Source organism: Allocoprococcus comes (assembly GCF_013300725.1).
GTDB classification, from domain to species: Bacteria; Bacillota; Clostridia; order Lachnospirales; family Lachnospiraceae; genus Allocoprococcus; species Allocoprococcus comes_A.
This window is the reverse complement of record NZ_JAAIMM010000002.1, coordinates 162,840-182,849: the sequence shown is the minus strand read 5'-3', so window position 1 is coordinate 182,849 and position 20,010 is coordinate 162,840. Positions and strand designations below refer to the sequence as shown.

Below are 20,010 nucleotides of genomic sequence, written 5' to 3'. Positions count from 1 at the left end.
ATGGATAAAGAGAAAAATACAAAAGCGGTGAGAGAGGAAAATATTTACTGTCTGAACGGAAGAGTGCCGGTTAAAAAGGCGATTCCGTTCGGACTCCAGCATGTGCTGGCAATGTTTGTGTCGAATCTGGCACCGGTACTGATCGTGTGCAGTGCGGCATTTGTGAGAGGATCGGAGAATCACTTAAGTGCTGCTGAAATTACACAGCTTCTGCAGTGCGCGATGTTTGCGGCGGGGATCGGGACCTGTCTGCAGCTTTACCCGGTATGGAAGATTGGTTCCAGACTTCCGATCGTTATGGGAGTCAGTTTTACCTTTCTTGGGAGTCTGCTGATGATCTGTACCAATCCGGAACTTGGATATGAAGGAATGGTTGGTGCGGTGATCGCCGGAGGTATTTTTGAGGGACTGGTAGGAATGAGTGCCAAATACTGGAAACGGTTCCTGACGCCGGTAGTATCGGCATGTGTGGTAATTGCGATTGGACTTTCCCTTCTGTCGGTAGGAATGGATTCCTGGGGCGGTGGAAATGGGGCAGAAGATTTTGGAGCGTGGTACCATCTTATGGTCGGATTTTTCACACTGGTTGTGTGTCTGGCTGCCCGTTATCTGTTAAAAGGCGTATACAAGAACCTGAACGTACTGGTTGGTCTGGTCTGCGGTTATCTTCTGTCAATTGTATTTACTGTGGTGGGGATTGCGCCGATGGTCGATTTCTCAGGAATTACAAAGACGATTGAACAGGTCGGTGTGTTCAGCCTTCCAAAGCTTGTATTTTTTACTTCCCATAAACCGGTCTTTGATCTGGGAGCATTCTTTACCATTGCAATTGTTTTCCTGGTATCGGCAGCAGAGACAACAGGTGCAACTACCGCAGTGTGTACCGGTGCGCTGGGGCGGGATATCAAGATGGAAGAACTGCAGGGGTCTCTTGCCGTGGATGGATTCTCCAGTGCGATTTCAGGATGTTTTGGCTGTCTGCCGCTTACTTCTTTCAGTCAGAATATCGGGCTTGTCACGATGACAGGAGTCATTAACCGTTTTACCATTCTGATGGGCGCGCTGATCCTGATCCTCGCCTCTTTGTTCCCACCACTGGGTGCATTTTTTAACTCACTTCCGCAGGCAGTGCTTGGAGGCTGTACGGTTATGATGTTCGGATCGATCATGTATGAAGGGATCAAGATGCTCAAAGAGTGTGTGTTTGATGACAGAACCATGATCATCGTATCGCTGGCATTCTGTATCGGTGTCGGACTGACACAGACTTCCGGAAACTTCTTTTCCGCATTTCCGAAGGAGGTAGGAGATATTTTTAATGGAAATGCAGTTGCAGGTGTGTTTGTGGTGTCATTGATCTTAAGTCTCTGTCTTCCGAAGAAAAAAACAACAGATTTGTAAACGTGATAAAATATCCCCTATCCAATCTGCACAGTCGCAGGCACCATTTGCAAAGCATTCCCGGTTGTAGGAATGATGTGTATATTGAAAAGTCAGACCGGAATGTGATGGCAAAAGAACTGAAAAAACGGTTTGAACCGGTAAGGTTCTGGAACGATTTTTTTATGTAAAAAAGGACGGATGCTTATGATTGTAAGAATAAAAATGAATGCTATACTTACGACAGACAAAACTGAGGAAATGAGACAGCAAAGGAGAGGCATATGAATTCGAATTTTGAATATTATAAAGTTTTTTATTATGTGGCAAAGTATGAGAATCTTACGAAAGCATCCAGCGTATTAAAGACAAGCCAGCCGGCGGTGACGAGAACGATACACAATCTGGAAAATGAATTGGGCTGCCGGTTATTTACCAGAAGCAAATCCGGAATGAAGCTGACACCGGAGGGAAGAACCTTCTACAGCTATGTGGCGGCAGGATGTGCCCAGTTCTTTAAAGGGGAGAGTGATCTGAGCAATCTGATCAGCCTGGAGAATGGAACGATCTATATCAGTGCGACCGAGACAGCCCTGCATTGTTTCCTGTTCCGGGCAATGGGGGAGTTCAACAGCATTTACCCGAACGTGCATTTCAAAATCTTAAATAACAGTACCATGGATTCGGTGAACGCTGTAAAAGAAGGAAAGGTAGATCTGGCGTTTGTGTCAACGGATCTGCAGGTGAATAAGCCGCTGCGTATGAAGAAACTGCGGGAATATCATGAGGTTCTGATCGGAGGGAGTCGTTATACAGAACTGAAAGGGAGAAAAGTTTCTTTGGAAGAATTGTCGGCGTATCCCTGGATCAGTCTGACTTCGGAAGCACTTACGAGAAAATTCCTGAATGATTATTTCGCAGAACATGGCCTGCAGTTCTCACCGGATATGGAGCTTGCGACGACAGACCTGATCTTACCGGCAGTCCGGCATAATCTTGGGATCGGTTTTGTTCCGGAAGAATTTGCCGAAGAAGAAAAACGGGCGGGAAATGTATTTGAGATTGAGGTGGAAGAAAAGCTTCCGACCAGAAACATCATTCTGATCTATGATATGGAGTACCCGCAGAGTATTGCATCGAAGGAGTTTCAGAAGTTCTTAAGTAGTCAGAACTAAGAGAAAAGGGAGTTCAAAGCAGATGTCTGCCGTGTGGGTGTGGCAGCATGTAAAGAAAGGTAACGCTAAGAAGAATGCCCCGGAATTTTATGTGTGGATCATAAAATTCCGGGGCATTTCTATATTTGTAAGTATAAAGTAGAATTTTGGATTGAAAAACGATTGGTGTTATTTATGCCATTCCCAGTTTCTGATTTCTTCCAGATCCTGTCCGTATTCAGCAATGTACTGTTTGTGTTCAACCAGTTTGTCGTTCATCTTCTGAATCAGGAATGAGCCCTTGTTACCAAGCTGTGGCAGATGCATGATTGCATCTTTTACCAGGTTGAAACGGTCGATCTGGTTCTGTACACGCATATCGAATGGTGTTGTGATCGTACCTTCTTCCTGATATCCATGAACGGAAATGTTGTGGTTATGACGTTCATAAGTGAGCTCATGGATCAGTGTCGGATATCCGTGGAATGCGAAGATAACCGGTTTGTCTTTTGTGAAGATTGCATCGTATTCTGCATCACTTAATCCATGTGGATGTTTGTGGTCAGATTCCAGTTTGAACAGGTCGACTACATTGACAACGCGGATCTTGAGTTCTGGCATTTCATCGCGAAGGATGGTAACAGCAGCCATGATTTCAAGTGTCGGTGTGTCACCGCAGCAAGCCATAACAACATCCGGTTCTTCACCGCAGTCATTACGTGCCCATTCCCAGATACCGATACCCTGTGTACAATGCTTAACAGCCTGTTCCATAGTCAGCCACTGGCAGCTTGGATGCTTAGATGCTACGATTGCATTGACATAGTTCTTACTCTTGATGCAGTGGTCGAAGCATGAGAGTAAGCAGTTCGTATCCGGTGGTAAATACATGCGTACAACGTCTGCCTTTTTGTTGGCAATGTGATCCAGGAATCCCGGATCCTGATGTGTAAATCCATTGTGATCCTGCTGCCATACGTTGGATGTCAGGATAAAGTTCAGAGAAGCAATTGGCTGTCTCCATGAAAGCTGGTTGCAGACTTTCAGCCATTTTGCATGCTGTGCTGCCATAGAGTCAACGATACGGATGAATGCTTCGTAGCTTGCGAAGAATCCGTGACGTCCTGTCAGAAGATATCCCTCTAACCATCCTTCACACATATGTTCACTTAACATACCATCCATGATACGTCCGTCTCTTGCAAGACAGTCGTCTGTGTCAAGCCAGGTGTTTTAGTGAAAAAGGTTAATTTATCGATTGAAAAGAAAAGCTACGGGGTGCGTGAAGCAATCCGGACATTGCGTACCAATCTGCAGTTTTGCGGAGATGATAAAAGAGTCATTCTTGTAACAAGCTGTGTGCCGGGAGAGGGGAAAAGCTCTGTTTCTGTTGCGCTGGCAGAATCAATTGCAGACATGGGAAAATCTGTGATCCTTGTTGATGCGGATATCCGGAAATCTGTTATGACATCGAAACTTCAGATTACCGGTGCAGATAAAGGGCTGTCACACTTCCTCTCCGGACAGTGTGTGCTTGCAGATGTGATTATGGCGACAAATATTCCGAAATTTCATATTCTTCTTTCCGGACCGGAGGCTCCGAATCCGACAGAGCTTCTGGAATCCAAACGTTTTACCGGTATGTTGGAGTCCATGAAGAATGTCTATGATTATATTATCATTGACTGCCCGCCGCTTGGTCTTGTTATTGATGCGGCAATCATTGGACGGCAGAGTGATGGCGCTATTATTGTTGTCGAAGCAGGTAAGACAAAATACCGTCTGGTGCAGAATGTAAAAGACCAGCTGGAAAATTCGGGAGTTTCCGTTCTTGGTGTTGTCCTTAACAAGGTAGAGCGTAAGAACCAGAAGGGATATTATAACAAATATTATGGCTCACAGAAGTATGAGGGCTATTATGGACACAATGAAGAAACAAAAAATGCATAAAAGTGAAAATAACACTTGCAATTGTTAAAAGTTTCTGTTAAAATAATTATTGTTGTGAGTCTGCAAGATATGTAAGCAGACATTTCAGATCGTTAGGAGGTGCAATCATGGCTAAATGTGCTATTTGTGAAAAGGGTGCTCATTTCGGAAATAACGTAAGTCACTCTCATAGAAGATCATCTAAGATGTGGAAATCTAACGTAAAATCCGTTAGAGTTAAAACGGAAAACGGCGGAACACAGAAAATGTACGTATGTACAAGCTGCCTGAAATCCGGACGCGTTGAAAGAGCTTAATCTGAGCGGAATGATGAGAACCGAAGCTTTTAAGCTTCGGTTTTTTGCGTATATGATGAGCCAAATACAAATCCGGACAGATTTGTGCTCGCACAAGGATCTGTCCGGATTTGTATTTGGCGAATGTACGACAGTGAGCTGTTAAGAGAGCTGCCGTACATTCAGGATGCATTGGTTGTAAAAGCATTGGAAATAGAGTATAATATTTTCAACGTTTAAAAATAGATTTATTGATATGAATTTTGAGAATTGGAGGATGGCATATGAAGGGAAGTATGAGTACTGATTTAGGAATCATCACGATCGATCCGGAAGTGATCGCAAAATATGCAGGATCTGTAGCAGTTGAATGTTTTGGAATTGTCGGTATGGCAGCTGTCAGCATGAAAGATGGTCTGGTAAAACTTTTGAAAAAAGAAAGCCTTACGAAGGGAATCCAGGTTGGAATCTCTGATGAGAATAAGATTACACTTAATTTTCATGTGATCGTAGCTTACGGAGTAAGTATTTCAGCAGTAACAGACAATCTGATCAGCAACGTGAAGTATAAAGTTGAAGAATTTACAGGTATGAGCGTCGATAAGATCAACATCTATATCGAAGGCGTCCGCGTGATCGACTAATTAAGGAGGAACTTGTTGTGGCAACAAAGAGTATCGATGTAGAACTGCTTGCGAAGATGTTTCTTGCAGGCGCACAGAATATAGAAGCAAAAAAGGAATATATCAATGAACTGAACGTGTTCCCTGTACCGGATGGTGATACAGGAACCAATATGTCTATGACAATTATGGCGGCAGCGAAAGAAGTAACTGCACTGGAAGGCATGGATATGGCTTCTCTTGCTAAGGCAATTTCATCCGGTTCTCTCCGTGGTGCAAGAGGTAACTCCGGTGTTATTCTTTCCCAGCTGCTTCGTGGATTCACAAAATCCATCAAGACGGAAAGTGAAATTGATGTACCTGCACTTGCAAGAGCAGCTGTACGTGCAAAAGAGACAGCGTATAAGGCTGTTATGAAGCCGAAGGAAGGTACGATTCTTACCGTTGCAAAAGGGGTGGCTGAAAAGGCTCAGACACTTGCAGAGGAGACAGATGATCTGGAAGAATTTCTTCCGAAGCTGATTGAAGAGGCAGAGACTGTTCTGGCAAAGACTCCGGATATGCTTCCGGTATTAAAGGAGGCAGGTGTTGTAGATTCCGGCGGACAGGGACTTCTGGAAGTACTGCGCGGGGCATATGATGCATTCCTCGGCAAAGAGATTGACTACAGTGCACTTGCACCGGCTTCTCCGGCTGTTAATGCAACAAAGGTTGAAACTGAGAGTACAGTGGATATCAAATTTGGATACTGTACCGAATTTATTATTCTCCTGGACAAAGAATTTACAGATAAGGATGAAGTAGAATTTAAGGCTTATCTGGAATCGATTGGTGATTCTATCGTATGTGTAGCTGATGAAGACGTTGTTAAGATCCATGTTCATACGAACGATCCGGGACTTGCAATCCAGAAAGCACTTACTTATGGACAGTTATCCCGCATGAAGATTGATAATATGCGTGAAGAGCATCAGGAAAAGCTGATCAAAGATGCAGAAAAGCTTGCAGCAGCCCAGAAAGAGAAAGAAAAAGCCAAAGAGCCACGTAAAAAAGTCGGATTTATTGCTGTTTCGATCGGAGAAGGATTAAATGAAATCTTCAAAGAACTTGGCGTGGACTACATTATCGAGGGTGGTCAGACCATGAACCCGAGTACGGAGGATATGCTGACAGCGATCGATCATGTAAATGCAGACTATATTTACATTCTTCCGAATAATAAGAATATTGTAATGGCTGCAAATCAGGCGCGTGATCTGACAGAAGACAAGGATATTATCGTAATTCCGACAAAGACCGTTCCGCAGGGAATCACAGCAGTTCTGAATTACAATGCAGAAGAAGATGTAGATACAAATGAAGAGACGATGCTGGAAGCAATCAAATGTGTAAAGACAGGTCAGGTAACTTATGCTGTCCGGGATACCCACATCGATGATAAAGAAATCCATGAAGGTGATATCATGGGAATTGGTGATGCAGGTATCCTTGCAGTTGGCAAGTCTGTCGATGGCACTACAAAGGACATGCTGGCACAGCTGGTAAATGATGATTCTGAACTGATCAGTCTCTATTATGGAGAAGAAGTTTCCGAAGAAGAAGCAGAAAAGCTGACAGCAGAGATTGAAGAATTATATCCGGATATGGACGTAGATGCACACATGGGCGGACAGCCGATTTACTACTATGTGCTGGCGGTAGAATAGGCTTATGAATGAGCAGTCAGAAATCCGTAACTTGAAAGGAATCGGGGCAAAAACCGAGGAACTGTTTCACAAGATGGGAATTTTTACCATCGGTGATCTGCTCCGTTATTATCCCAGAGGATATGATGTATATGAAGAGCCGGTAAGCGTAGGAGAGCTGGAAGAAGGAAAGATCAGCACGGTAAAAGGCGTGATATACGGAAGAGTACAGGTTGGAGGAGAAAAGCGTATGCAGATTACGACAGCATACGTAAAAGATCTGACTGGTACTTTGAAGGTGATCTGGTTTCGGATGCCATTTCTGCGCAATTCATTGAAGCCAGGAATGCCGGTTATCATAAGAGGACGGGTAGTTTCCAAAAAGGATCAGCTGATTATGGAGCATCCAGAGTTATTTTCACCACCGGAGAGTTACGATAAAAAGTGCGGAACTCTTCAGCCGATTTATCCGTTAACTGCCGGTATGACGAACAATGCAGTAGCAAAAGCGGTTAAAGGTGCGATGGAATATCTGGATCTCGTCTCCGATGATCTACCGAAAGATCTGCGCTTTCGATATCATCTGGCTGAGTATAACTATGCGATCCGCGGGATACATTTTCCATTGGATAAGGCAGAATTTTACCATGCAAGAGAGAGACTTGTATTTGAAGAATTTTTAATTTTCGTGCTTGCTCTTCGCAGGACGAGAGAGCGAAATGAGCGTGCAGAAAACGGATTTGTGATAAAAAGGCGGTCGGAAATCGACCGCTTTCTTGCAAATCTGCCATATGAACTGACCGGAGCACAGAAGAGAGTCTGGGAACAGATCCAGGAGGAGATGTGCGGAAAACTTGTGATGTCACGCCTGATCCAGGGGGATGTTGGCTCAGGTAAGACAATAGTAGCGCTTCTGGCTCTTCTTCTGGCGGCACTGAACGGTTATCAGGGCGCAATGATGGCTCCGACAGAAGTTCTGGCCAAGCAGCATTACGAATCAATCACAGAGATGCTGGAAGAGTATCAGATTCCGGTGAAAACAGAGCTTCTGACCGGGTCGATGACAGCAAAGGAAAAAAGGGAAGCTTATCAGAGGATTGCTGCGGGAGAAGTGCAGATTGTTCTGGGAACCCATGCACTGATCCAGGAGAAGGTGGAATACCAGAATCTGGCACTTGTTGTTACCGATGAACAGCACCGATTTGGTGTCCGTCAGAGAGAGGCACTTGCAGGAAAAGGACAAATTCCTCATATTCTTGTTATGAGTGCGACACCGATTCCTCGAACACTGGCAATCATTTTATATGGGGATCTGGATATTTCGGTGATTGATGAACTTCCGGCAAACCGTCTGCCAATCAAGAACTGTGTGGTAGATACCAGTTACCGGCCGACTGCCTACCGCTTTATGCAAAAGCAGGTCGCCGAAGGAAGACAGTGCTATGTGATCTGTCCGATGGTAGAAGAGAGTGAGGCAATGGATGCGGAGAATGTCCTTGACTATGCACAGCTTCTTCAAAGTGAGATGGGTGACCAGATCCGGATCGCTGCGCTTCATGGGCGGATGAAACAGGCAGAAAAAGACGAGATCATGGGAGCATTTGCAAAGAATGAGATTCAGATCCTGGTGTCAACAACAGTTATCGAGGTTGGCATCAATGTGCCGAATGCCACGGTGATCATGGTGGAGAATGCTGAGCGTTTTGGACTGGCACAGCTTCATCAGCTCCGCGGGCGCGTAGGACGTGGCAGACATCAGTCCTATTGTATTTTTATGAGTGGTTCGAAGACGAAAGAGACAAAAAAGCGACTTGAGATCCTGAACAAATCCAATGATGGATTTTTTATTGCGAATGAAGATCTGAAGCTTCGGGGACCAGGAGACCTTTTTGGAATCCGGCAGAGCGGACTGATGGATTTCCGGATCGGAGATGTGTTCCAGGATTCGGAGCTTCTGAAAAAAGCAGGGGAAGCAGCGGGTGAAATCCTGAGTGATGATCCACTGTTAGAAGGCGAAAAATATAAACTGCTGGGTGAAAAGCTTGCGGCTTACATTTCGGGAAGCAATCTGGAAACGACGCTGTAGATAAAAAGATAGTGGGCAATTGTTCTGCCCACTATCTTTTTATTCATAAAACCAGTAAATAATAAATTTGTTAAGGGATGCTTCTTCACTGTATGAATAAGAAACCTGCCAAAGTCCATACAGCTCACCCAGGTATCCTGCACCTTGTTCCATGAGGTTTTCGTGCATTTCATCCACAACCTGCTGATAGACTGCATCATCTGACATTTTAAATATCGTATAAGCCTCCTGGTGCTCAATCGATCTGTCGATCACTTCCCGCAGCATATCAGGCTCATAGGTATCATAATACATGCCGTTCAGCTGATAATAGTTCAGATCTTCAGACTGACATGCCGGATATAAATAGTCCGTGCTGATCGTATGTGTTTTTTTAAGCTCTTTTTCACTGCAGCAGAGATAATCGTAAGCAATCAGGTTCGGTATCTGATAGCCATTAGCTTCGCCGAGAAATATCGGATCTCCCCAGGTTGCATCTACATAATAATACTGACCATTGCACTGAACAATATTCCATGCATGGTCTGCGACACCTCCATTTGGATCTGTAGTCTGTCCGGTTACATAGATACAGGAAATACCCAGTTGCTGCAGCAGATACTGGCAGCTTTTTGCATAGCCGGCACAAACCGATCTTTTTCCGACAAGAGCACTGTAAATGTTCTGGTTATCCGGTGCATCAAGATCATAATCTACGTTATCTATGAGATAGGTGTAAATGTATTTGATCTTTTCATATTCATCTGAAAGGTCTGAAATGCCAGAAAGACAGGTGTCTCTTGCCGATTCAATCTCCTGATTCCGTTGTTCTTTTTCTTCTCCCTCATAAAGATAATTGGGTTCTATTACTACATATCGGCTCTGTCCTTCAGACTGAGAATATTCTGTGGAAGTTGCATTTCCATCACACCAGAAAATTTCCGGTCTGTCATTTAACACATTCTGAAATACTTCATTTGCAGTATCCGCGTTGCTGCAATGCAGATAAATTTCTTTTTTATTTTCCTGGATACCCTGAAGAATTTCCCGATAAACCGTTTGCTCTTCATCAGAAAGCTGTTCATAGTAGAATTCTCCGGTGACCTCTGCATCCGTAATTTTTTCCTGTTCGTAAGGAACTTTTTCCCGCGCGGAACTCTCTGCCTTCGGATTGGCTGACATTTGTCTGCCGATCAGGATTCCTCCGGATATAAGACAGAGACAGCCAAGCCCCAAAAGAATGAACGAAAAAATTTTTCCGGTTTGATGCCTCTTTTTTCGCATAATCTATTCAATTCCTCCAAATACTCATCTGTATGTTTCATCATAACATACCCTTCATTTTTGCACAACAAGGATATTTTTTGCATATAGTGTTTCTGACAGTATAAAAAGCCTTGAGGATATCAGCTATGAGATTTTTGAAAGCCATGCAGACTTCTGACCGGGGGAAGTTGCAGATACAGATTACTTCGTCTATTGATTCTTTTCCCGTTCCAGATGCGTCAATCCGTATTTCCTATACAGGTATTCCGGAAACCCCCCCCTGGAAGAACTGACAACCGACAGCTCCGGACAAAGTGAAACCATTGAGCTTGACGCACCGCCTGTGGAGTATAGCCTGGATGTGACAAATGAAGAACAGCCATATGCGGAATATACCCTGGAAGTAAACGCTCCGGGATTCGAGCCGGTCAGCATCGCAGGAACGGAGATACTGGCCGGTGTGACGGCAATTCAGAAGATTCGTCTGCGTCCACTTGTCCCGGAAGACCAGACCCCGGAAATCTTTGTGATTCCTGCACATACTCTGTACGGTGTGTATCCGCCGAAAATCCCGGAAAATGAGATTAAACCAGTAAACGAAACCGGTGAGATTGTGCTAAGCAGAGTTGTCGTGCCGGAATACATCGTTGTGCACAATGGCTCACCACGCGATTCTACCGCACAGAATTATTATGTAAAATATAAAGATTATATCAAAAATGTTGCTTCCAGTGAAATCTATGCAACCTGGCCGGAAAATACGATCCGGGCAAATGTACTGGCAATCATGTCTTTTACGCTGAACCGGGTTTACACCGAATGGTATCGCAATCAGGGCTATGATTTCACAATTACATCTTCTACGGCTTTTGATCACAAATGGATTCCGGAACGTAATGTTTTTGACTCCATTTCTACAGTGGTGGACGAACTGTTTGCAGATTATCTTTCCAGACCGAATGTAAGGCAGCCGATTCTGACACAATACTGTGACGGAAGACAGGTTCAGTGTCCGAACTGGATGACCCAATGGGGTTCTAAAGCACTTGGTGATCAGGGGTATTCTCCATCGGAAATCCTCCGCTATTATTACGGAGATGATATTTACATCAACACCGCAGAAGAAATTTCAGGCATTCCGTCTTCATGGCCAGGGTATACCCTTTCCCAGGGCTCTTCTGGTACAAAAGTCCGGCAAATGCAGGAACAGCTAAATGTTATTGCCGGTGCATACCCGGTGATTCCGAAAATCACAGTTGACGGTATTTATGGCCCGGCAACAGCAGCGTCCGTCAGCAAATTCCAGTCGGTGTTCGGTCTTCCGGTAACCGGAACTGTTGATTACCGTACATGGTATAAAATTTCCGAAATTTATGTGGGTGTATCCAGAATTGCAGAATTATCCTGACTTGGATTTTATATTATAATCTGAATTTTCTCCCAAAGTCTGCTTTTATGCAAAGAATACCAAATGTGTGATGCTTCAGCTTAAAATGTTTCATACTCATCTGGCGCAGTTTACTGCAAAATAAAAAATGCTAAAATTAACAAAACCTCCCAGTGTAATCTGGATTATTCTCCATATACTAAGAGCGTAACACAAAACAAAATGTTACAAAAAAGGAGGAAATGAATATGGCAAGTCGTTCATCAAACAGAGCAGCCGTGCCAGAAGCAAAAGGTGCACTGGACAAATTTAAATACGAGGTTGCAAGTGAACTGGGAGTACCGTTATCAGACGGGTACAACGGAGACTTAACTTCAAGACAGAACGGATCTGTCGGAGGTTATATGGTCAAGAAAATGATCGAAGAACAGGAAAAACAGATGTCCGGTCGATAGGACAGTCAGTGAAGGTATCATAGGCATTTCTGCCGGATACAAAAAAGGGAATGTCTGATAAACAGGCACTCCCTTTTTCACTGGTCACTAAGCTGGAAATCGGACTTGAACCGACGACCCCTTCATTACGAGTGAAGTGCTCTACCGACTGAGCTATTCCAGCATTCGTACTACTTTCGCAGTCACGAATTATATTATATCAAATTTTTGAATAAAAGCAACTCTTTTTTAAAAAAATTACACTTTAAAATAAACATAGAAAATAGGTATTGAAATCTGAAACCAGATATGGTAAACTTTTTACAATTTGAGAAAGTGTGGGCGCTCTGGAATTGAAAAGACTCCAAGAGTGCCCCTTTTTTGAGAATAAAAGAGTATTACGAAGGGATAAGGTGAACATATGAAAGCGTTTCTAATTTTAGAAGACGGAACTGTGTTTGAAGGCACAAGCATCGGCTCAACAAAAGATATGATTAGTGAGATTGTATTCAATACTTCAATGACTGGATACTTAGAGGTGCTGACAGACCCTTCTTACGCCGGACAGGCCGTTGTCATGACATATCCGCTGATCGGAAACTATGGTATTACACCGGATATGGAGTCCAAGAAGGCGTGGCCGGATGGTTATATTGTAAGAGAATTGTCCAGAATGCCAAGCAACTTCCGTTGTGAAGGTACAATTCAGGATTTCCTGAAAGAACAGGATATTCCGGGAATTGCAGGAATTGATACCAGAGCACTTACCAAAATCCTCCGGGAAAAGGGTACAATGAATGGTATGATCACAACGAATGAAAATTACAATCTGGATGAGGTACTTCCGAAACTTCATGCATACAAAGTAGGAGATGTAGTTTCCAAAGTAACCTGCAGTGAAAAATATGTCTTAGAAGGCAATGGACCAAAAGTTGCATTGATGGACTTTGGTGCGAAGAACAACATTGCAAGATCTTTAAATGATCGTGGCTGTGAAGTTACCGTTTACCCGGCAAATACACCTGCAGAAGAGATCATTTCCGCAAATCCGGACGGTATCATGCTGTCGAACGGACCTGGCGATCCGGCGGATTGCACTTCCATTATTAAAGAAATCAGAAAATTATACGATTCAGAGATCCCGATCTTTGCAATCTGTCTGGGCCATCAGCTGATGGCACTCGCCAACGGTGGTAAGACCTATAAGTTGAAATACGGACACAGAGGTGGAAATCATCCGGTAAAAGATCTGCAGACAGGAAGAGTTTATATTTCTTCCCAGAACCATGGTTATGCTGTAGATGCTGATAGCATTCCGGAAAGCGTTGCAGTACCTGCATTTGTGAACGTCAATGACAAGACAAACGAAGGAATGTCATACGTTGGAAAGAATATTTTCACAGTACAGTTCCATCCGGAAGCTTGCCCGGGACCACAGGATTCTGGTTACTTGTTTGACAGATTTATGGATATGATGGGAGGAACAAAATAATGCCAAGAAATAAAGACATAAAGAAAGTATTAGTTATTGGTTCCGGTCCAATCGTAATCGGACAGGCAGCAGAATTTGACTATGCCGGAACACAGGCATGCCGTTCACTGAAGGAAGAAGGACTTGAAGTTGTACTTCTGAACTCGAACCCGGCAACGATCATGACAGACAAAGATATTGCAGACCGCGTTTATATCGAACCACTTACGGTAGAAGTTGTAGAACAGCTGATCCTTAAAGAAAAACCGGACAGCGTACTTCCTACCCTTGGAGGCCAGGCCGGACTGAATCTTGCAATGGAGCTGGAAGAAGCAGGATTCCTTAAGGAACATAATGTAAGACTGATCGGTACAACGGCGGAAACCATTAAGAAAGCAGAAGACCGTCTGGAATTTAAAGATACCATGGAAAAGATCGGTGAGCCGGTTGCAGCTTCACTGGTCGTTGAAAATATAGAAGATGGTGTTGCGTTTGCAGATAAGATCGGATATCCGGTTGTTCTTCGTCCGGCATATACCCTCGGCGGAAGCGGTGGTGGTATCGCACATGATCAGGAACAATTGGAAGAAATCCTTGAGAACGGACTCCGTCTGTCACGTGTAGGACAGGTTCTTGTAGAGCGCTGCATTGCAGGATGGAAAGAAATCGAGTACGAAGTAATGCGAGACAGTGCCGGAAACTGTATTACTGTATGTAATATGGAAAATATTGATCCGGTCGGAGTTCATACTGGTGACAGTATCGTTGTTGCACCTTCCCAGACTCTTGGAGATAAAGAATATCAGATGCTGCGTACTTCGGCACTGAATATCATTACAGAACTGAATATTACCGGTGGATGTAATGTACAGTACGCATTACATCCAGACTCTTTTGAATATTGCGTAATTGAGGTAAACCCGCGTGTAAGCCGTTCTTCTGCACTGGCTTCCAAAGCGACAGGATACCCGATCGCAAAAGTTGCTGCAAAGATCGCTCTTGGATATACATTGGACGAGATCAAGAATGCAGTTACAAAGAAAACTTATGCAAGCTTCGAGCCAATGCTTGACTACTGTGTTGTTAAGATGCCGAGACTTCCATTCGATAAATTTATCAGTGCAAAGAGAACGTTGACGACACAGATGAAAGCTACCGGAGAAGTTATGAGTATTTGCGATAACTTTGAAGGAGCGCTTATGAAAGCGATCCGTTCTCTGGAACAGCATGTAGACTGCCTGCTTTCTTATGATTTTTCAGCACTTTCCAAAGAAGAAATTCTGGAAAAACTGGAAATCGTAGATGACCGCAGAATCTGGATGATCGCCGAAGCACTCCGCAAAGGAATTTCTTATGACGAGATCCATGCGATCACAAAGATCGACAAATGGTTCATCGACAAGATTGCAATCCTTGTTGAGATGGAACAGGCTCTGAAGACACAGGAACTGACACCGGAACTTCTGAAAGAAGCAAAACGTATCGAGTTCCCGGATAATGTCATCGCACGACTGACCGGAAAAGATGAGAGAGAAATCCACGATATGCGTCATGCAAACGGAATCGTTGCAGCATACAAGATGGTTGATACCTGTGCAGCTGAGTTCGCAGCAGAGACACCATACTATTACTCTGTATTCGGAAGCCAGAACGAAGTAGAAGAGACTTCCGGCAAGAAGAAAGTCCTCGTACTTGGATCTGGTCCGATCCGTATCGGACAGGGTATCGAGTTCGACTTCTGTTCTGTACACTGTACATGGGCATTCGCAAAAGAAGGATACGAGACGATTATCGTAAATAACAACCCGGAAACTGTAAGTACGGACTTCGATATTGCAGATAAGCTGTATTTCGAGCCGCTGACTCCGGAAGATGTAGAGAGCATTGTAAATCTGGAAAAACCGGACGGAGCTGTTGTTCAGTTTGGTGGACAGACTGCGATCAAATTAACTGAATCCCTGATGAAGATGGGAGTGCCGATCCTTGGAACTTCCGCAGAAAACGTAGATGCAGCAGAAGACAGAGAGCTCTTTGATGAGATCCTTGCACAGTGCAACATTCCGCGTCCGAAGGGAGATACCGTATTTACCGCTGAAGAAGCAAAAGAAGTTGCCAACCGTCTCGGCTATCCGGTACTGGTTCGTCCTTCTTATGTACTTGGCGGACAGGGAATGCAGATTGCGATCAACGATCATGATATCGATGAATTCATCGGAATCATCAACCGTATTGCACAGGATCACCCGATTCTGGTTGATAAATACCTAGTTGGTAAAGAGATCGAGGTCGATGCAGTATGTGACGGAACAGACATCCTGATCCCTGGTATCATGGAACATATCGAGCGTGCCGGAATCCATTCTGGTGACAGTATTTCCGTATACCCTGCACAGAGCATTTCCGAAGTGACAAAGCGTAAAATTGAAGAATATACAAAGCGTCTTGCAAAAGCCCTTCATGTAATTGGTATGATCAACATCCAGTTTATCGTATGTGGCGAAGATGTTTATGTCATCGAAGTAAACCCACGTTCAAGCCGTACCGTTCCTTATATCAGTAAGGTAACAGGTATCCCGATCGTTCCGCTTGCTACAAGAGCGATCATCGGACACAAGATCAAAGAGATGGGTTACACACCGGGACTTCAGAAAGAAGCTGATTATATTGCAATCAAGATGCCGGTATTCTCATTTGAGAAGATCCGTGGTGCAGATATCAGCCTTGGACCGGAAATGAAGTCTACAGGTGAGTGTCTGGGAATTGCAACTACATTTAACGAGGCACTTTACAAAGCGTTCCTTGGAGCTGGAATCAACCTTCCGAAATACAAGAACATGATCATGACTGTTCGTGATGAGGATAAGGGAGAGGCTGTTGAGATCGGACGCAGATTTGAGGCGCTCGGCTACCGTATCTTTGCAACACGCGGTACAGCTGATGCATTAAAAGAAGGCGGCGTAAAAGCAATTCCGGTCAATAAGATTGAGCAGGAATCACCGAATCTGATGGATCTGATCCTTGGACATGAGATCGATCTTGTCATCGATACTCCTCCGCAGGGAGCAGATCATGCACGAGATGGATTTGTGATCCGTCGTAATGCGATCGAGACAGGTGTCAATGTACTGACAGCTATGGATACCGCAAGAGCACTTGTAACAAGTCTGGAAAATACAGATATCCGTCAGCTTACACTGATTGATATTGCGAAAGTTGAATAAGATGTTATGAATGCGGACAGGCAGGGATTGGATTCTCTGCCTGTTTGTGTTATGAAAATGTGTAATAGTAAGACGGACGCTACTGTGGCAAAAGAATGTGTTCAAATTCAAGTTGTGCAAACTGGTGGAAATTGTAGGGAAGGAGTTTAGTGGTGTGAGAATTATTGTGTGTGTGGATAACCGGATGGGTGTGTGTTTTAATGGCAGGAGAGTGAGCCGGGATCGGATGGTGTCGGGGGATATTCTTGAGATGACGAGAGGGAATGTGCTCTGGATGGCGCCGGGGGCAGATAAGCTTTTTGAAGAAGTCTTTAAAGCAAAAGAAGAGGTATGCCGGGAGCCTGGAATTGGGAAGAAAATGCAGGACGCAGGACGACCGGAGAATGAAAAAATGTGGAAGGTTGACCGGGATTTTCTGGAAAAGGCAGAAGAAGAGGATTTCTGTTTTGTTGAGGGGGAGAATCTGGCTGGATATGAGGGGAAGATTACAGAGATTGTTCTGTATAAATGGAACCGGGATTATCCGGCAGATGTATTTTTTGAGGTAGATTTAAGCAAGTGGAGACTGGAAGAGAGAAAAGAATTTTCCGGTTACTCCCATGAGAAGATTACAAAAGAAATTTACAACAGGCAGGGAGTGCTATGAAGAAGAAAATTGGAAAAATGAGAGGTGCGCTGCTTCTGGTGTGTGCATTGTTTCTGACAGCTTGTGGTGCAGGTGGAACAGATGCACAAAGCGTATCGTATGGCGACAGTCAGGCAACAGTAATTGAAAGGCAGTCAGGTAGCGGAGAAAATGAATCGGCAGCAGGTGGCAGCCAGGAGCCGGTGAGCGCTACATTAGATAATATTCCGGCATACAGCGGAACGCCGTATGTAGTGATCGACGATAATGAACCGGATTTTACCGAAGATGAGCTGACAGATCAGTCTTATGAAAGCTACAGTGATCTGGATGAACTGGGGCGGTGCGGTGTTGCCGAGTCCAGCATTGGGACAGAACTGATGCCGACCGGGAAAAGAGGAAAGATTGGACAGGTGAAACCGTCCGGGTGGCAGACAATAAAATTTGACAATGTGGATGGAAAATATCTTTACAACCGCTGTCATCTGATTGGCTATCAGCTGACAGCAGAAAATGCGAACGAAAAGAATCTGATTACAGGAACCCGCTATATGAACGTGGATGGGATGCTGCCATTTGAAAATATGGTTGCCGATTACATCAAAGAGACAGATAATCATGTAATGTATCGTGTTACACCGGTATTTGAAGGGGAGAACCTGGTTGCATCCGGAGTTTTAATGGAAGCAGAATCAGTGGAGGATCAAGGAGAAGGTGTGAAATTTAATGTGTATGTCTATAATGTACAGCCGGGAATTACGATTGATTATGCAACGGGAAAGGCAGCACTTTCCGATGCGGATACGTCAGCGGGTACGGGAAAAACCAGTGTAAATACAGAGGAAAAGACGTATGTGTTGAATGAAAATACAAAGAAGTTCCATACGCCGGAGTGCTCAGGAGTAAAAGATATCAAAGAAGGAAATAAAAAAACATTTACAGGTTCAAGAGAAGAACTGATCAAAGAGGGGTATAGCCCGTGTGGGAGATGTAAACCGTAAGAGGAAAACAAAAGAAAAACTGCATATTCTACGAAAAATATAAAACAAATGGGAGATTTTTAAACAAAATCTCCTGTTTTCTGCTATAATAGAAAACATACTTAATGACTATACATTAGAGGAAATGTATAAAAGAAAAAGGAGGAACTTTCTCATGAATACTTATCATATGGGAACAAAATGCGTACAGGGAGGTTATACACCTGGAAATGGAGAGCCGAGACAGGTTCCGATCATTCAGTCTACGACATTCAAATACAATACAAGTGAAGATATGGGAAAATTATTTGATCTGGAGGCATCCGGATATTTCTACACCCGTCTGCAGAATCCAACTAACGACCACGTAGCGGCAAAGATCGCGGCGATGGAAGGCGGAACAGCTGCAATGTTGACTTCTTCCGGACAGGCAGCGAATTTCTTTGCTATGTTCAATATCTGTGAAGCAGGAGATCATATTGTGGCTTCCTCCTCGATTTATGGTGGAACCTTCAATCTGATCAGTGTGACAATGAAGAAAATGGGAATTAACGCAACATTTGTTTCGCCGGATGCAACAGAAGAAGAGTTAAATGCGGCATTCCAGCCAAATACAAAGCTGATGTTTGGTGAGACGATTGCCAATCCGGCTCTTACTGTTCTGGATATTGAGCTTTTTGCAAAGGTTGCACATGCACATGGTGTACCGCTGATCGTGGATAATACCTTCCCGACACCGGTCAACTGTCGTCCGATCGAATGGGGAGCAGATATTGTGACACATTCGACTACAAAATATATGGATGGACATGGAGCAGCAGTCGGTGGAGCAATCGTAGACAGTGGTAAATTTGACTGGATGGCTTATGCAGATAAATATCCCGGACTTTGCACACCGGATGAAAGCTATCATGGAATCACCTATGCTGAGAAATTCGGAAAAGAAGGCGCATTTATCACAAAATGTACTTCCCAGCTGATGCGTGATCTCGGATCGATCCAGGCACCACAGAATGCATTTATCCTGAATCTCGGACTGGAATCTCTTCATGTGCGTATGCCAAGACACGTGGAGAACGGACAGGCTGTGGCAGAATTTCTGGAGCAGCACCCAAAGGTTGCTTATGTCAATTATCCGGGACTTCCATCCAGCAAATACTATGAAAGAGCAAAGAAATACATGCCAGACGGAGGCTGTGGAGTAGTATCTTTCGGACTGAAAGGTGGAAGAGAAGCTGCTTCCGTATTCATGCAGAATCTGAAGCTTGGAGCGATTGAAACCCATGTGGCAGATGCGAGAACCTGTTGTCTGAACCCGGCAACATCCACACATCGCCAGATGAATGATGAGCAGTTAAAAGAAGCAGGAGTTCCGGCAGAACTGATCCGTATCAGCCTGGGACTTGAAGATAAAGAGGATCTGATCGCAGATATTTCTGCGGCACTTGACGCAATTCAATAATTTTGTCACAATGACAGATAAAGAAATCTGAT

14 protein-coding genes, 1 tRNA gene and 2 pseudogenes are annotated in these 20,010 nt (G+C 44.1%); 14 read left to right on the top strand and 3 right to left on the bottom strand.

Going from position 1 to position 20,010, the window contains the following annotated elements; genetic code table 11:
- Together G4407_RS02105 and G4407_RS02095 are read left to right on the top strand one after the other, a co-directional pair.
- Entirely contained in the window at window positions 1–1,401 is a 1,401-nt protein-coding gene (locus tag G4407_RS02105; RefSeq protein ID WP_173687591.1) for a uracil-xanthine permease family protein, read from the top strand.
- A gap of 263 nt (window positions 1,402–1,664) precedes the next feature.
- On the top strand, window positions 1,665–2,555 hold the full coding sequence (locus G4407_RS02095; protein WP_173687589.1) for a LysR family transcriptional regulator: 891 nt from the start codon (window positions 1,665–1,667) through the stop codon (window positions 2,553–2,555).
- Window positions 2,556–2,723: 168 nt separating this feature from the next.
- Here G4407_RS02095 and G4407_RS17120 read toward each other — a convergent pair.
- Window positions 2,724–3,740 (bottom strand): annotated as a pseudogene (locus G4407_RS17120) (phosphoketolase family protein); the annotation flags it as partial.
- A 30-nt stretch (window positions 3,741–3,770) separates the two neighbouring features.
- Between G4407_RS17120 and G4407_RS02085 the strand changes: the two are divergent.
- The 5 genes from G4407_RS02085 to recG all read left to right on the top strand — a co-directional run bounded on the left by G4407_RS02085 (window position 3,771) and on the right by recG (window position 9,153).
- Entirely contained in the window at window positions 3,771–4,484 is a 714-nt protein-coding gene (locus tag G4407_RS02085; protein ID WP_173687588.1) for a CpsD/CapB family tyrosine-protein kinase, read from the top strand.
- 107 nt (window positions 4,485–4,591) lie between these two features.
- Window positions 4,592–4,780, top strand: coding sequence for a 50S ribosomal protein L28 (rpmB, locus tag G4407_RS02080; protein ID WP_022219990.1), 189 nt, complete (start codon window positions 4,592–4,594; stop codon window positions 4,778–4,780).
- A gap of 263 nt (window positions 4,781–5,043) precedes the next feature.
- Window positions 5,044–5,403 (top strand): Asp23/Gls24 family envelope stress response protein, encoded by a 360-nt coding sequence (locus tag G4407_RS02075; RefSeq protein WP_173687587.1) that lies wholly within the window; start codon window positions 5,044–5,046, stop codon window positions 5,401–5,403.
- Between the two features lie 17 nt (window positions 5,404–5,420).
- Window positions 5,421–7,088 (top strand): DAK2 domain-containing protein, encoded by a 1,668-nt coding sequence (locus G4407_RS02070; protein WP_173687586.1) that lies wholly within the window; start codon window positions 5,421–5,423, stop codon window positions 7,086–7,088.
- Window positions 7,089–7,092: 4 nt separating this feature from the next.
- Entirely contained in the window at window positions 7,093–9,153 is a 2,061-nt protein-coding gene (recG, locus tag G4407_RS02065) for an ATP-dependent DNA helicase RecG (RefSeq protein WP_173687585.1), read from the top strand.
- 39 nt (window positions 9,154–9,192) lie between these two features.
- On the opposite strand, the gene G4407_RS02060 is transcribed toward recG, so the two are convergent.
- Window positions 9,193–10,416, bottom strand: coding sequence for a transglutaminase domain-containing protein (locus tag G4407_RS02060; protein WP_173687584.1), 1,224 nt, complete (start codon window positions 10,414–10,416; stop codon window positions 9,193–9,195).
- Window positions 10,417–10,544: 128 nt separating this feature from the next.
- Here G4407_RS02060 and G4407_RS02055 point away from each other — a divergent pair.
- Window positions 10,545–11,806: pseudogene (locus G4407_RS02055) on the top strand (peptidoglycan-binding protein).
- 227 nt (window positions 11,807–12,033) lie between these two features.
- Complete coding sequence (locus tag G4407_RS02050; RefSeq protein WP_022220917.1) at window positions 12,034–12,240, top strand: alpha/beta-type small acid-soluble spore protein; 207 nt, start codon at window positions 12,034–12,036, stop codon at window positions 12,238–12,240.
- Window positions 12,241–12,330: 90 nt separating this feature from the next.
- Here G4407_RS02050 and G4407_RS02045 read toward each other — a convergent pair.
- Window positions 12,331–12,403, bottom strand: a tRNA-Thr gene (locus tag G4407_RS02045).
- Window positions 12,404–12,640: 237 nt separating this feature from the next.
- Here G4407_RS02045 and G4407_RS02040 point away from each other — a divergent pair.
- The 5 genes from G4407_RS02040 (at window position 12,641) to G4407_RS02020 (ending at window position 19,978) form a co-directional block, all read left to right on the top strand.
- Window positions 12,641–13,711 (top strand): carbamoyl phosphate synthase small subunit, encoded by a 1,071-nt coding sequence (locus G4407_RS02040; RefSeq protein WP_173687583.1) that lies wholly within the window; start codon window positions 12,641–12,643, stop codon window positions 13,709–13,711.
- Window positions 13,711–16,911 carry a carbamoyl-phosphate synthase large subunit gene (gene carB / locus G4407_RS02035; RefSeq protein ID WP_173687582.1) on the top strand — a complete coding sequence of 1,067 codons (3,201 nt, stop codon included), beginning with the start codon at window positions 13,711–13,713 and terminating at the stop codon, window positions 16,909–16,911. Before G4407_RS02040 ends, carB begins: the two co-directional genes overlap by 1 nt.
- Before the next feature lie 154 nt (window positions 16,912–17,065).
- On the top strand, window positions 17,066–17,557 hold the full coding sequence (locus G4407_RS02030) for a ribonuclease Z (protein WP_173687581.1): 492 nt from the start codon (window positions 17,066–17,068) through the stop codon (window positions 17,555–17,557).
- The gene (locus tag G4407_RS02025; protein ID WP_173687580.1) at window positions 17,554–18,537 is read left to right on the top strand and encodes a DNA/RNA non-specific endonuclease; all 984 of its coding nucleotides are present in this window, start codon (window positions 17,554–17,556) and stop codon (window positions 18,535–18,537) included. The genes G4407_RS02030 and G4407_RS02025 overlap by 4 nt, the downstream gene beginning before the upstream one ends.
- Before the next feature lie 154 nt (window positions 18,538–18,691).
- Window positions 18,692–19,978: an O-acetylhomoserine aminocarboxypropyltransferase/cysteine synthase family protein gene (locus G4407_RS02020; protein WP_173687579.1), complete on the top strand. Its 1,287-nt coding sequence runs from the start codon at window positions 18,692–18,694 to the stop codon at window positions 19,976–19,978.
- Window positions 19,979–20,010: the final 32 nt, after the last annotated feature.